Source organism: Ornithinimicrobium carbonis (genome assembly GCF_977012275.1).
The window spans coordinates 142,297-155,675 of sequence record NZ_OZ348993.1 but is presented as its reverse complement, the minus strand read 5'-3'; the positions used below and the strand labels follow the sequence as shown (position 1 = coordinate 155,675).

Below are 13,379 nucleotides of genomic sequence, written 5' to 3'. Positions count from 1 at the left end.
CGTCCACCCGCCCGTCCACCAGGAGGAACTCGTGTCCGCCATCCTCGCGATCACGCTGCTGCTGTCCGTCGTCATCGGCATCTCGCTCGGCCTGCTCGGCGGGGGCGGCTCGATCCTGACCGTGCCGATCCTGGCTTACGTGGCCGGGATGGAGGCCAAGGAGGCGATCGCGGCGTCGTTGTTCGTCGTCGGGGTCACCTCGGCGGTGAGCGTGGTCAGCCACGCCCGGAAGGGGCGGGTGCGGTGGCGCACGGGCCTGGTCTTCGGCGCCGCGGGGATGGCGGGCGCGTTCGCCGGCGGGGTCCTGGGCGGCTACGTCCCCGGTCAGGTCCTCATGATCGCGTTCGCGCTGATGATGCTGGCGACGGCCGTGGCGATGATCCGCGGCCGCAGCGAGCAGGCGGGCGGGCCGACGACCGGTGAGCTGCCCGTGGGCAAGGTCGTCGTCGAGGGCCTGGTCGTGGGCCTGGTCACCGGCATCGTCGGGGCCGGGGGAGGGTTCCTCGTCGTCCCGGCGCTGGCCCTGCTCGGCGGGCTGCCGATGCCGGTGGCCGTGGCCACCTCGCTGCTCGTCATCGCGATGAAGTCCTTCGCCGGGCTGGCGGGCTACCTGACCAGCGTCCAGCTCGACTGGCCGCTCGTGCTGGGGGTGACGGCCGCCGCGGTGGTCGGCTCCTTCGCCGGGGCCCGGCTCGCGGGCGTCATCCCCGAGCTGGTGCTGCGCAAGGGTTTCGGCGTCTTCGTGCTGGCCATGGCCTTCTTCATCCTGGCCCAGGAGCTGCCCTCGCCCTACGGCCTGTGGCTGGGCGCGGCGGCCGCTCTGGCCGCGCTGGCCGCCGTGGTGTGCTGGTTCGCGACCCCGTCCTGCCCCGTGCGCCGCTGGCTGGGCGAGCGGCCGGCGGCGACGGCCGGGACCTGAGGGGCCGACCGATAGGCTCGCCGCGTGACCGACGAGCCAGACCAGCCCGACCTGCACGACCCGATCAGCCCCGAGCTGCGCGCCGACGTCCGGCGGGTCTCCACCCTGCTGGGCCAGGCTCTGGTGCGCCACCACGGGCAGGAGCTGCTGGACGCCGTGGAGCAGGTCCGGCTGACCACCAAGGCCAGCAAGGAGGGTGACGCCGGCGCGGCCGAGGAGGTCCGGGCCGTCCTGGCCGACCTGCCGCCGGAGCGCGCGAGCGCCCTCGTCCGCGCGTTCGCGGCATACTTCCACCTCGCCAACGCCGCCGAGCAGGTGCACCGCGTGCGCACGCTGACCTCCCGCGCCGAGGCGGACGGCTGGCTCACCTCGGCGGTGCGCGACGTGGTCGAGGCCGGCGGTGCGGAGCTGCTGGCCAGCACCGTCGCCGAGCTGGACGTGCGGCCCGTCTTCACCGCCCACCCGACCGAGGCGTCGCGCCGCAGCGTGCTCACCAAGATCCGCCACCTGGCGGACGTGCTGGCCGTGCCGACCGAGCCGGACACCGTCGCCCGCCGCCGGCAGGACCGGGACCTGGCCGAGCTGGTCGACCTCGTCTGGCAGACCGACGAGCTGCGCCAGACCCGTCCGACCCCCATGGACGAGGCGCGCAACGCGATGTACTACCTCGACGAGGTGCTGACCGAGACGATGCCCGACCTGCTGGGGGACCTGGGCGACCTGCTGGCCGTGCACGGCGTGGCCGTCGACGTCACCCGCCCGCCGCTGCGGTTCGGCTCCTGGATCGGGGGCGACCGGGACGGCAACCCGTTCGTCACGCCGGAGGTGACCCGCGAGATCCTGCAGCTGCAGGGCCGACACGCCGTCACCGTCGCCCTGGCGCTGGTGGACGTGCTCATCTCCCAGCTGTCCTCCTCCACCGAGATCGTCGACGTGGCCCCGCAGCTGCGCGCCTCGCTCGAGGAGGACCTGCGCCACCTGCCCGGCCTTGACCCGCGGGTGCTCGAGCTGAACGCCCAGGAGCCCTACCGGCTCAAGCTCACCTGCGTGCGGGCCAAGCTGCTCAACACGGCGACCCGCCTGGACCGGTTGAGCGAGCACGAACCGGGCCGCGACTACGCCGACGGTCACGAGATCGTGGCCGACCTGCAGGTGGTGGCCGACTCCCTGCGCGAGCACGGGGGCGGGCTGGTCGCCGACGGCCGGGTCGCGCGCGCGGCCCAGACCCTCGCCGGCACCGGCCTGCACCTGGCCACCCTCGACGTGCGCGAGCACGCCGAGAAGCACCACGCCGAGCTCGGGCCGATGCTCGACGCCGTCGGCGCCGCGGGTGCGGAGGGGTATGCCGCGCTCGATCGGCCCGGGCGCACCCGTGTGCTGGCCGAGGAGCTCGGCTCCCGCCGCCCCCTGCTGACCCGCGCCGCCGCCCGTGGCCCGGTGCTGGCGATCTTCGACGAGATCCGGCACGCGGTGCAGACCTACGGCGAGGCGGTCGTGGAGACCTACATCGTCTCGATGACGCAGGGGCCCGACGACGTGCTGGCGCCCGCGGTGCTCGCCCGGGAGGCCGGGCTGGTCGACCTGCGCGGGGACGCCGCCGGTCAGGGGGCCTTCGCCCGGGTCGGCTTCGCCCCCCTCCTGGAGACGATCGACGAGCTCCGTGGCGCGGCCGAGCTGGTGGACACGCTGCTGTCCACCCCGTCCTACCGCGAGGTGGTGCGGCTGCGCGGCGACGTGCAGGAGGTCATGCTCGGCTACTCCGACTCCAACAAGCAGGCGGGTGTGCTGACCAGCCAGTGGGCGATCCACCAGGCCCAGCGCGCGCTGCGCGACGTCGCGGCCCGGCACGGGGTCCGGCTGCGGCTCTTCCACGGGCGCGGAGGGTCGGTCGGTCGCGGCGGCGGCCCCACCTACGACGCGATCCTGGCCCAGCCCAACGGGGTGCTCGAGGGCGAGATCAAGTTCACCGAGCAGGGGGAGGTCATCTCCGACAAGTACTCCCTGCCCGCGCTGGCCAAGGAGAACCTCGAGCTGTCGCTGGCGGCCGTCCTGCGCGCGTCCGCCCTGCACCGCGACCCCCGGACGACGGCCGCGGAGCGGGAGCGCTACGGAGCGGTGATGGACGTGGCCAGCGACGCCGCGTTCACCGCCTACCGCCGCCTCATCGAGGACCCCGACCTGCCGGCCTACTTCGTCGCCGCCACGCCCGTGGACCAGCTGGGCGCGCTCAACATCGGCTCGCGCCCGTCCAAGCGGCCCGACACCGGGGCCGGGCTGGAGGGGCTGCGGGCCATCCCGTGGGTCTTCGGCTGGACGCAGACGCGGCAGATCGTGCCGGGGTGGTACGGGGTCGGGTCGGGGCTCAAGGCGGCGCGGGAGGCGGGTCACGGCGAGACCCTCAGCGAGATGCTGGAGCGCTGGCACTTCTTCGCCGCTGTGCTGTCGAACGTGGAGATGACGGTCGCCAAGACCGACCTGGACATCGCGGCGCACTACGTCGAGACGCTCGTCCCTGCGGAGCTGCGGCACGTCTTCGACGACATCCGGACCGAGTTCGAGCTCACCGTCTCCGAGCTCAAGGCGCTGACGGGCGAGGAGGACCTGCTCGACGACCAGCCCGTCCTCAAGCGCACGCTGGCCGTGCGGGACAACTACCTGGACCCCATCTCCTACCTGCAGGTCGAGCTGCTGCGACGGCTGCGGGAGGACGGCGAGGACGAGGTCGCCGAGGAGGAGACCCAGCAGCTGCAGCGGGTGCTCCTGGCCACCGTCAACGGGGTGGCCGCCGGTCTGCGCAACACCGGCTGACGGGCGTGCCACCGTCGACGGGGTGGCCGCCGGAGCGCGCGACACCGGCTGAGGGAGCCACGCCGTCGACGGGAGTCCGGCCGGTGCGGCGGACGGGACCGGAGCAATGAGAGGCGTCTCATGAGAGCACGTCTCATGCCGGAGGGGCATCCTGGTGACATGAGGACCTCACGGACGACCACCCTGGCCATGACCCTCGCCCTCGGGCTGACCCTCACCGCCTGCGGCGGCGACGAGGACCCGGGAGCCACGCCCACCGCCGACGCCACCCCCAGCGCCGTGCCCGCGCCCGCGCCGGAGGACGACGAGGGGACCGACGACGACAGCACGGGCTCCGAGGACGCGAGCGGCACCGACGACGCCACCGGCACCGACGACGGCACCGCCTCAGCCTCTGGTGACGCCGGATCCTTCGACCCCACCGCATCCGGGCTCGCGGCCGTCGAGACCGCCGAGGCCGAGGCGGGCGGGACCGCGTACGCGCTGGACGACGAGGACGGTGACGGTGGCTGGGAGGTGGACGTCGCCGTCGACGGCCGCTCCGTGGAGGTGACCGTCGGTCCCGACGGCACCGTGGTGGAGACCGAGGACGACGACCTCGACGAGGAGGACCGGGCCGCGCTCGAGGCGGCCGTGGTGACCCTCGCCGAGGCCGTGGGGACGGCCGTCGCCGAGGTCGGCGGCGGGCTGGACGACGTCGAGCTGGACGACGAGGACGGCACCTGGGTCTGGGACGTCTCCCTCGACGACACCGACAACGGGAACGAGGTCGACGTGAAGGTCGGCACCACCACCGGCGAGGTCGTCTCCTCCGAGGGCTGACCTCGGGACGGTGCCCGTCCTGCGAGGATGGGGCCCATGCCCGAAGGACACACGCTGCACCGGCTCGCCGGTGCGATCGACACCGCCTTCGCCGGCACCCTCCCGCACGTCAGCAGCCCCCAGGGCCGGTTCGTCGACGGCGCGGCGCAGCTGGACGGCAGCGTGCTGGAGCGGTCCTGGGCGCACGGCAAGCTGCTCTTCGTCGACTTCGCCGAGGGGCGCACCCTCTACGTGCACCTCGGCCTCATCGGCAAGTGGTTCGTCCTGCCCGTCGCCGAGGACCACCGCGAGAGCGGACCCCCGGTCGTCGGCGAGGTGCGTCTGCGCATCGAGGACGGCCTCCACGTCGCCGACCTGCGGGGACCGATGGCCTGCGAGGTCGTCGACGAGCAGGAGGTCGACCGCCTCGTGGCCCGCCAGGGCCCGGATCCCCTCCAGCCCGACGACGGGACCGCCGCGGACACGGCATACCGGAGGATCTCCCGCTCGGGCAAGACCCTCGCCGAGCTCCTCATGGACCAGACCGTGGTGGCGGGGGTGGGGAACATCTACCGGTGCGAGGTGCTCTGGCGCCACCGGCTGCACCCGCTCCGCCCGGGGCGCTCGCTCAAACGCGCGTCGTGGCAGCTCGTCTGGGACGACCTCGTCCGGCTGATGCCCTGGGGCGTGCGGACCGGGACGATCATCACCCTCGACGACGTCCTCGAGGACACCGTCGCGGCGCTGGAGCGGGGCGAGACCCCGGTCGTGCCGCGCGAGTTCGCCGTCTACCAGCGCACCGGTATGCCGTGCCTGCGGTGCGGGTCCACCGTGCGCCACAAGGTGGTGGCCGGTCGGAACCTGTTCTGGTGCGGCAACTGCCAGCGACGCACCTGAGTGCCGGGGCTGCGGCGGACGCCGTTGCGGGAGTGCTCCGCTCGTTCGCTGTGTCCCGGCCACGTCGCCGTCCTCGGGCCACCGCAACGGCTGCATGTCCCCGTCGTCCACCCGGTGGGTCGCGTCGAGCAACGAAACTCGTCGGGATCGGGGGGCGGATCCAGGGGATGTTTCCCCTGCACTGACAGAGATTCCTCGTGTGGAAAAGGGAGCAGGTGAACCGGGCGAGCTCAGCGCTCGACGAGGTCGACGGTCCAGCGGTAACGGACGGGCCGGTCGGTCGGGGTGCCTGGGGTGTCCGGGGTGCCTGGGCTGACCGGGGTGCCTGCGCCGTCAGGGGCTCCCTCGCCGCCCTGGTCGACCGCGAGGATCTGCGTCAGCAGCTGGCGGGGCGAGGGGAAGTCGTCGGGCAGGGCCTCGTTGTAGGCCCGGTGCGCCTCCAGGGAACGGACGGCGGCCTCGAAGTGCTCGGTGACGTCCAGCTCGTGGGTGGCCTCCGCGCCGACCCAGCCGAGCCAGCGCACCCCCGCCCACGGGTCCAGCCCCTCGTGGAGCAGGTCGCGGAAGATCCAGCGGTTGCCGGCAGCGGCGACCGCGTCGAGGACCTCCAGGCCCACCACCCGGTGGTCGGCCTGGTTGAGCATGCCGCCGGCGAAGCGCTCGGCGTAGGTCTGCGTGAGAACCACGTCGGGACGCACCCGACGGATCTCGCGCGCCAGCGCCCGCCGCAGCTCCAGCCCGCCCACGAGCGTGCCGTCGGGGAAGCCCTCGAGGAAGCGCACGTCCTCCACGCCCACCTCCCGCGCCCCGTCGCGCTCCTCCTGCTCGCGGACATCGGCGGCCTCCTCCGGCGGCATGGTGTCGATGCCGGCCTCGCCGCGGGTCACGAGCAGGTAGGTGACCTCCTTGCCCGCAGCCGTCCACGCGGCGACCGCCGCGGCGGTGCCGTACTCGATGTCGTCGGGGTGGGCGACCACGACGAGCGCGGACCGCCAGTCCGTCGGGAAGGGGAGGAGCGTCATACAGCCAGCCTAGGACGATTAGGGCACCGTCGGGGCGCGCTGATAATCTGATCGATGCCGTCATGACGGCCGCGGATCCAGAGTGCCCCGGTGGACAGGCCCGGGTTGCGCCGCGCAACGACACGAAGGAGTCGCCCATGGCGAACGAGACTGCCGCCAAGCAGGAGATCATCAAGGAGTACGCCACGACCGAGGGCGACACCGGCTCGCCCGAGGTGCAGGTCGCGCTGCTGACGCACCGCATCAAGGAGCTCACCGAGCACTCGCGCGAGCACAAGCACGACCACCACTCCCGTCGTGGTCTGCTGCTGCTCGTCGGCAAGCGCAAGCGTCTGCTGCGCTACCTCGAGCAGGTCGACATCGAGCGCTACCGGTCGCTGATCAAGCGTCTCGGCCTGCGCCGCTGAACGTCGCAGGGGGAGCGGTTCCCGAAGGATCGGGGACCGCTCCTTCTGCGTAGGGCCGGGCTCTCGCTAGCCTGACCCAGGGGACGCGAGACGCGTGCCCACCAGAAGGACACAGCCGGGCACAACGACGATGCCCCGAGCTGAGGAAGAGATGCAAAGGAGGGCCCATGGAGGGTCCAGAGATCACGTTCGCCGAAGCCCAGATCGACAACGGCAGCTTCGGCACCCGCACCGTCCGGTTCGAGACCGGACGCCTGGCCAGGCAGGCCGGCGGCTCCGTCACCGCCTACCTCGACGACGACACCATGCTGCTGTCGACCACGACGGCGGGCAAGCACCCCAAGGACCACTTCGACTTCTTCCCGCTGACGGTGGACGTCGAGGAGCGCATGTATGCCGCGGGCAAGATCCCCGGCAGCTTCTTCCGGCGTGAGGGCCGGCCGTCGACCGACGCCATCCTCACCTGCCGGCTCATCGACCGACCGCTGCGCCCGACCTTCGCCAAGGGCCTGCGCAACGAGGTCCAGGTCGTCATCACCGTCCTCTCGCTCAACCCCGACCACCAGTACGACGTGCTGGCGATCAACGCGGCGAGCGCGTCGACGCAGATCTCGGGGCTGCCCTTCAGCGGCCCCATCGGTGCCACCCGCGTCTCCCTGATCGACGGTCAGTGGGTCGCCTTCCCCAACTTCTCCGACAGCGAGCGGTCGACCTTCGACATGGTCGTCGCCGGCCGGGTCGTGGGGGACGACGTCGCGATCATGATGGTCGAGGCCGAGTCCACCGACGCCACCTGGGACCTGGTGAAGAACGAGGGCAAGCAGGCCCCGACCGAGGAGGTCGTCGCCGAGGGTCTGGAGGCCTCCAAGACGTTCATCAAGGCTCTGTGCGAGGCCCAGGCCCAGCTGGCCGCCGGCTCCGCCAAGGAGGTCCAGGAGTTCCCGCGCTTCCTCGACTACGAGGACGACGCCTACGCCGCCGTGGAGGAGGCCACCTCGGCCGACCTCGCCGAGGCGCTGCAGATCTCCGGCAAGCAGGAGCGCGAGCACCGGATCGACGAGATCAAGATCGCGATGAAGGGCAAGCTGCTCGGCCTGCACTGGGACGCCGCCGGTGACTCGGACGTCACCGAGGACGCGCCCTTCGCCGGCCGGGACAAGGAACTGAACGCCGCCTACCGCGCCGTGCAGAAGAAGCTGATCCGCGAGCGCATCCTGCGCGACGAGGTCCGCATCGACGGCCGTGGACTGCGCGACATCCGCGCGCTCAGCGCCGAGGTCGAGGTCATCCCGCGGGCGCACGGCTCGGCGATCTTCGAGCGCGGCGAGACCCAGATCATGGGTGTCACCACGCTCAACATGCTCCGGATGGAGCAGCAGCTGGACACCCTCTCGCCGGTGAGCCGCAAGCGCTACATGCACAACTACAACTTCCCGCCCTACAGCACGGGTGAGACCGGCCGCGTGGGCTCGCCCAAGCGTCGCGAGATCGGGCACGGCGCGCTCGCCGAGCGTGCCCTCATGCCGGTCCTGCCGACCCGCGAGGAGTTCCCCTACGCCATCCGCCAGGTGTCCGAGGCGCTTGGCTCCAACGGTTCGACCTCGATGGGCTCGGTCTGCGCGTCCACGATGTCGCTGCTCAACGCCGGTGTGCCTCTGCGTGCCCCGGTCGCCGGCATCGCGATGGGCCTGGTCTCGGCGGAGGTCGACGGCAAGACGCAGTACGCCGCCCTCACCGACATCCTCGGTGCCGAGGACGCCTTCGGCGACATGGACTTCAAGGTCGCCGGCACCAAGGAGTTCGTCACCGCGATCCAGCTGGACACCAAGCTCGACGGCATCCCCGCCGAGGTCCTCGGGAGCGCGCTGACCCAGGCCCGCGAGGCCCGGCTGCACATCCTCGACGTGATGAACGAGGCCATCGACGTCCCCGACGAGATGAGCCCCTACGCCCCGCGCGTCATCACGGTGAAGGTGCCGGTCGACAAGATCGGCGAGGTCATCGGCCCGAAGGGCAAGATGATCAACCAGATCCAGGAGGACACCGGCGCCGACATCTCGATCGAGGACGACGGCACGGTCTACATCGGCGCGACCGACGGCCCCTCGGCCGAGGCCGCCCGCGCGGCCGTCAACGCGATCGCCAACCCGCAGATGCCCGAGGTGGGCGAGCGCTTCCTGGGGACCGTGGTCAAGACCACGACCTTCGGGGCGTTCATCTCCCTGCTCCCGGGCAAGGACGGTCTGCTGCACATCTCCGAGATCCGCAAGCTCGTCGGCGGCCGTCGCATCGACGCGGTCGAGGACGTGCTCTCGGTGGGCCAGAAGGTCCAGGTCGAGCTCAAGGAGATCGACCCGCGCGGCAAGCTGTCGCTCGCGGCCGTCGTGGCCGAGGGCTCCGAGGACGGGAGCTCGGACGGGTCGTCGTCGGACGACGCAGGCCAGGGTGCCGAGCAGTCCGAGGTGCAGACGGCGGCCGCCGCGGCCGAGGCCCCGCAGCTGCCGGGTGCCGAGACCCAGGTCCCCGTGGCGGACGCCCCGGCCGAGCAGGCCGATGACGCCGCCGGGTCGGACGACGCGAACGACGGGTCCGGCGCGAGCGACGCGAACGACGGGTCCGACGCCGATCCCGAGGGTGGCGACCGCCCCCGTCGTCAGCGTCGGCGTCGGGGCGGCCGCGGACGCGGCGGCAGCGGCACCGGTGAGGGTGGCGGCGACGCCGAGGGCGGCTCCTCCGAGGGCTGATCCTCCCCGCCCGCACGACCAAGGGCGGGCCCGGACTTCGCGTCCGGGCCCGCCCTTTCGTCGTGCGTGGGTCGTCGTGCGTGGTCGGTGCCTTCAGGCGGCCGTCCGGGCGGCGCGCGCCGGCCGGACGTCCTCGGCGACGTTCCAGCGCATCTCCATCCGCGTGCGCCCGTGGGCGTCGGTCACGGGGACCCACGACATCACGCTGGGGCGCGGCGTCCTGCGCAGTTCTCGGACCTGGGTCATGGTGTCCACCTCCTTGCCGGTCGTCGTTCCGACCTGGCCTCGTTCATCTTCTGTTCACCTACCGTACATGAAAGCGTGAACGAAAGATAGACAACGGATGTCGACCGGCGTGTTTTCGCAGGTGAGCGTCGTGCACCGCACCTGCAGAAGATGAACGTCAGATGAACGGGCCGGTCACCACCGCGAGCGCAGCAGGCCGACGGCCTCCTCGAGGCTCAGCCCGCTGCGCCGGGCCTCGGCGACGAAGGCGTCGGCGGTGCCGAGCGCGCGGCCCCCGGCGCCGCTGCCGGGAGGGGGCAGCACGACGGTGCCGTGCCGGCCGCGGGTCTGGACGTGCCCCTCCGACTCGAGCTGGCGGTAGGCCTTGGCCACCGTGTTCGTCGCCACACCCAGGTCGGACGCGAGCTGCCGCACGGTCGGGAGCCGGGCACCCGCGGCCAGCCGCCCCTCCCTCACGGAGGCGACCACCTGGTCGCAGATCTGCTGGAAGACGGGGGTCGTCGCGCCCGGGTCGACGGTCAGGCTCATCGGCCCAGCATGTCATCCTGCCTGCTCAGGGCGGCCCCACCTGGCGGGTGACCGCCGCCACCCCAGCCTCCAGCGGTCCCTTGACCCCGGACCGGACGAACAAGGACCCCACCAGCACGGCCGCGCCCGCGTGGGCGAGGAGCGCGGCATGCCCCCCGACCCCCAGGGCGCTGGCCATGACGACGACGTGGGTGGTGTAGAGCGTCAGCGTCATCGACCCGGCCCCGGCGAGCAGCCACCACGGCACCCCCGGCAGCACCCGGACGGCCAGCAGGAGCAGCCCCAGGACCAGCAGCGCGCACCCGCTCGTGTGCGCCAGGTCGGCGATGCTGCCGCTGTGCGGGGACCACACGCCCAGCCACCAGGGCGACCCGGCCGGGTGCACGCCGTACAGGCCGCGGCGCAGCTCGACGACGAGCTCGGCCCAGGGGGTCCCGGGGCGCCACCACGTCTCCTGCAGCTCGGCCCGGGGACCGGCCGAGCGCGTGACGCCGGCCGAGACGGCCAGGGCGAGCGCGGCCGTCCAGGCACCCACGAGCGCCAGCCGCGGCCCCCAGACGGCGCGGCGCAGGTCGAGCCGGCCCACCGCCATGCCGACGAAGAGGTAGGTGGCCCAGGTGAGCACCGGGTAGTACCCGGTGAGCAGCAGCTCCCGGGCCAGCTCGAGCGGCTCGGCCAGCGAGACCAGCGAGGGGACGACGGGCTGGGGCGGTCCCAGCTCCCGGCGCAGCAGCAGGCTGACGACGGGGGAGAGCAGCCCCCAGCCCACCGCCAGCGCGGCCAGACGGCCGGGGCCCCAGCCCAGCACCGGCAGGGCGCAGCAGAAGAGCACGCCGTAGAAGGTGAGGATCACGGCCAGCCCCGATCCGAGCAGGCCCAGCCACAGGCCCAGGACGGCGACCAGGAGCGCACGGACGAGCAGCCGCCGCCGGTGTCCGGTCCCGCCCGATCGGACGTCCCTGGTCAGCAGGGCGATGCTCACGCCGGCGAGCACGGCGAACAGGGCCGAGGAGCGGCCGGCGACCAGCTCGAAGAGCGGGTCCACGCCGCGGGCCGCGTCCGCGTCGCGGGCCGGGACCAGGTGGGCGGCGAACATGCCGAGCAGCGCCAGCGCGCGGGCGACGTCGACGGCGACCACCCGCCCCGACGCCCGGGCGGTCGTGGCCGTCGCGTGCTCGGGCGTCAGGCCCACAGTCGGACCAGCGCGGCGGTGAGCGCGGCGAGCGCCACGACGACGAGGAAGGGGGCCCGCAGGACCAGCAGCACCACGGCGACGCCGACGCCGGCGGCCCGGGCGTCGAGCGTGGGGACCCCGTCGGCCAGGAAGCCCTGGGTGATGATGAGCGCGCTGAGCAGGGCCACGGTCAGCAGGGGCACGACCCGGTCGATCCACGGCACCTCGAGGATCCGTTCGGGCACCAGGTAGCCGCCGAGCTTGAGCCCGTAGGCCAGCGCGCCGGCACCGAGCACGGCGATCCACAGCGTCACCGGACCCCCTCCTGCACGTGCCCGCCGTGGGGTCCACCGTGCCGGCCCGGCGTGGCGTCCCGGGTCACCGGCAGCGGCGGGCCGGGGTCGCCGTCGCGTCCGCGGCGGGCCGGCAGGCCGACGACGAGGGCGGCCGTGGCCCCCACGAGCACCTCCACGCCGGTCGGCACGAACGGGGCGCTGACCAGGGTCAGGACCATCGCCAGGACCGCCGTGGCCAGCGGCCCGGTGCGCCCGCCGGGTCCGCGGCCGACCAGCCGCGGCCAGACGAGAGCGACGAAGGCCGCGGCGGCGGCGGCGTCCAGGCCGTAGTCCCGGGGGTCGCCCATCGCCTCGCCCGCCAGCGCCCCCAGCAGGGTCGTGCTCTGCCAGACGACGAACAGGGTCACGCCGGTCGTGAAGAAGCCGACCCGGGCCTGCTCGCGCGTGTCCTGGGCAAGGGCAACCGCGGTCGACTCGTCGATCGTCAGGTGGGCGGTGAGCGGACGCAGGAGCGGGCCGGGCCGCAGGATCCGGGACAGCTCGAGCCCGTAGAACCCGTTGCGCAGGCCCAGCAGCGTGGAGGTCGCCACGGCCGCCGCCGCTCCTCCGCCGGAGCCGAGCACGCCGTACAGGGCGAACTGCGAGCCGCCGCTGAAGATGAGCAGCGAGGTCAGCACGGTCTGCCAGACGCTGAGCCCGGCGGCGACGCCCAGGGCGCCGGCGCTGACGCCGTAGAGACCGACCAGCCCCACGGCCAGCCCCTGCCGGGCGGCGGGCGTGCGCCACCAGGGGAGCGGGTATGCCGTGGGGCCGGTGCTCACAGTCCTGCCACCAGGCGCACCTCGCGGGCCGTCCGTCCGTCGTCGTCGACCACCCGGTCCCGCCAGGCGCCGTCGGGGGCGAACCCGGCGCTCTGCAGGAAGGCGCGGGTGCCCTCCGCGTCGGCCAGCACCCAGGTGATCACGGCGTCGAGGTCGTCCGAGCCGGCGCGCAGCGTGTCCACCGCGGCGTTGAGCAGGCGGGAGCCGTGCCCCGCCCGACGGGCCTCCGGGTGGACGCCGCCCTCGAGGAGCACTCCCGTGCGCCCGGTCACCAGGCCGGGCTCCTCCTCCGCCGGCCCCACGGCGACGTACCCGACGACCTGCGGGCCGGCGGTGGCGACGAGCAGGCGGTGGCGCGGTGTCGGCGGAGACTCCAGGGACCGGCGCCACACGGCCGCGAAGCGCGGCCCGGTGAGGGCGTCGAGCAGGTCGGAGGAGAGCAGGTCCCGCAGCTCGTGCTGCCAGACGAAGGCCTGGACCAGGCCCACGGCGGGGGCGTCGCTGGGGCGTGCGGTCCGCACGGCGGCGTCCGCGAGCGGACCGGGGGCAGCGGCGCCGTGGTCGTGGTCATGCCCATGTCCGTGGTCGTGGCCGTGGCCGTGGTCGTGCCCGTGCGGGTGGTCGGCGGTGGACGGGTGGTCGGGGGCGGGGTCGGGGTGGTCGGTGCTCATCGGGTCCAGTCTCCCACCCCGTCGGCACCGGCCGGCGGGACCGCC

Annotated in this window: 13 protein-coding genes; 6 read left to right on the top strand and 7 right to left on the bottom strand. The window is 73.4% G+C overall.

Annotated elements, in window-relative coordinates; genetic code table 11:
• Positions 1-31 precede the first annotated feature (31 nt).
• The 4 genes from ACWHYA_RS00640 to ACWHYA_RS00625 all read left to right on the top strand — a co-directional run bounded on the left by ACWHYA_RS00640 (position 32) and on the right by ACWHYA_RS00625 (position 5,425).
• Positions 32-919, top strand: coding sequence for a sulfite exporter TauE/SafE family protein (locus tag ACWHYA_RS00640; protein WP_425939818.1), 888 nt, complete (start codon positions 32-34; stop codon positions 917-919).
• Positions 920-943: 24 nt separating this feature from the next.
• Positions 944-3,727, top strand: coding sequence for a phosphoenolpyruvate carboxylase (gene ppc / locus ACWHYA_RS00635; protein WP_425939820.1), 2,784 nt, complete (start codon positions 944-946; stop codon positions 3,725-3,727).
• Positions 3,728-3,886: 159 nt separating this feature from the next.
• The gene (locus ACWHYA_RS00630) at positions 3,887-4,549 is read left to right on the top strand and encodes a PepSY domain-containing protein (protein ID WP_425939822.1); all 663 of its coding nucleotides are present in this window, start codon (positions 3,887-3,889) and stop codon (positions 4,547-4,549) included.
• 36 nt (positions 4,550-4,585) lie between these two features.
• Positions 4,586-5,425 carry an Fpg/Nei family DNA glycosylase gene (locus ACWHYA_RS00625; RefSeq protein WP_425939824.1) on the top strand — a complete coding sequence of 280 codons (840 nt, stop codon included), beginning with the start codon at positions 4,586-4,588 and terminating at the stop codon, positions 5,423-5,425.
• Between the two features lie 230 nt (positions 5,426-5,655).
• Here ACWHYA_RS00625 and ACWHYA_RS00620 read toward each other — a convergent pair whose 3' ends face one another.
• On the bottom strand, positions 5,656-6,447 hold the full coding sequence (locus ACWHYA_RS00620; protein WP_425939826.1) for a PIG-L deacetylase family protein: 792 nt from the start codon (positions 6,445-6,447) through the stop codon (positions 5,656-5,658).
• A 137-nt stretch (positions 6,448-6,584) separates the two neighbouring features.
• Here ACWHYA_RS00620 and rpsO point away from each other — a divergent pair, with 137 nt between their 5' ends.
• A complete protein-coding gene (gene rpsO / locus ACWHYA_RS00615; protein WP_425939827.1) occupies positions 6,585-6,854 on the top strand; it encodes a 30S ribosomal protein S15 in 270 nt (89 codons plus the stop codon).
• 167 nt (positions 6,855-7,021) lie between these two features.
• Positions 7,022-9,598, top strand: coding sequence for a polyribonucleotide nucleotidyltransferase (locus ACWHYA_RS00610; RefSeq protein ID WP_425939829.1), 2,577 nt, complete (start codon positions 7,022-7,024; stop codon positions 9,596-9,598).
• A 93-nt stretch (positions 9,599-9,691) separates the two neighbouring features.
• Here ACWHYA_RS00610 and ACWHYA_RS00605 read toward each other — a convergent pair whose 3' ends face one another.
• The 6 genes from ACWHYA_RS00605 to ACWHYA_RS00580 form a co-directional block, all read right to left on the bottom strand.
• Positions 9,692-9,844 (bottom strand): hypothetical protein, encoded by a 153-nt coding sequence (locus tag ACWHYA_RS00605; protein WP_425939831.1) that lies wholly within the window; start codon positions 9,842-9,844, stop codon positions 9,692-9,694.
• A 174-nt stretch (positions 9,845-10,018) separates the two neighbouring features.
• Positions 10,019-10,372, bottom strand: a complete 354-nt coding sequence (locus tag ACWHYA_RS00600; RefSeq protein WP_425939833.1) for a GntR family transcriptional regulator — start codon at positions 10,370-10,372, stop codon at positions 10,019-10,021.
• A gap of 25 nt (positions 10,373-10,397) precedes the next feature.
• On the bottom strand, positions 10,398-11,564 hold the full coding sequence (locus ACWHYA_RS00595; RefSeq protein ID WP_425939835.1) for a heparan-alpha-glucosaminide N-acetyltransferase domain-containing protein: 1,167 nt from the start codon (positions 11,562-11,564) through the stop codon (positions 10,398-10,400).
• Positions 11,555-11,860, bottom strand: coding sequence for an AzlD domain-containing protein (locus tag ACWHYA_RS00590; protein ID WP_425939837.1), 306 nt, complete (start codon positions 11,858-11,860; stop codon positions 11,555-11,557). Before ACWHYA_RS00590 ends, ACWHYA_RS00595 begins: the two co-directional genes overlap by 10 nt.
• The gene (locus ACWHYA_RS00585; RefSeq protein WP_425939839.1) at positions 11,857-12,663 is read right to left on the bottom strand and encodes an AzlC family ABC transporter permease; all 807 of its coding nucleotides are present in this window, start codon (positions 12,661-12,663) and stop codon (positions 11,857-11,859) included. Before ACWHYA_RS00585 ends, ACWHYA_RS00590 begins: the two co-directional genes overlap by 4 nt.
• Positions 12,660-13,334, bottom strand: coding sequence for a GNAT family N-acetyltransferase (locus ACWHYA_RS00580; RefSeq protein WP_425939841.1), 675 nt, complete (start codon positions 13,332-13,334; stop codon positions 12,660-12,662). Before ACWHYA_RS00580 ends, ACWHYA_RS00585 begins: the two co-directional genes overlap by 4 nt.
• Between the last annotated feature and the right edge of the window lie 45 nt (positions 13,335-13,379).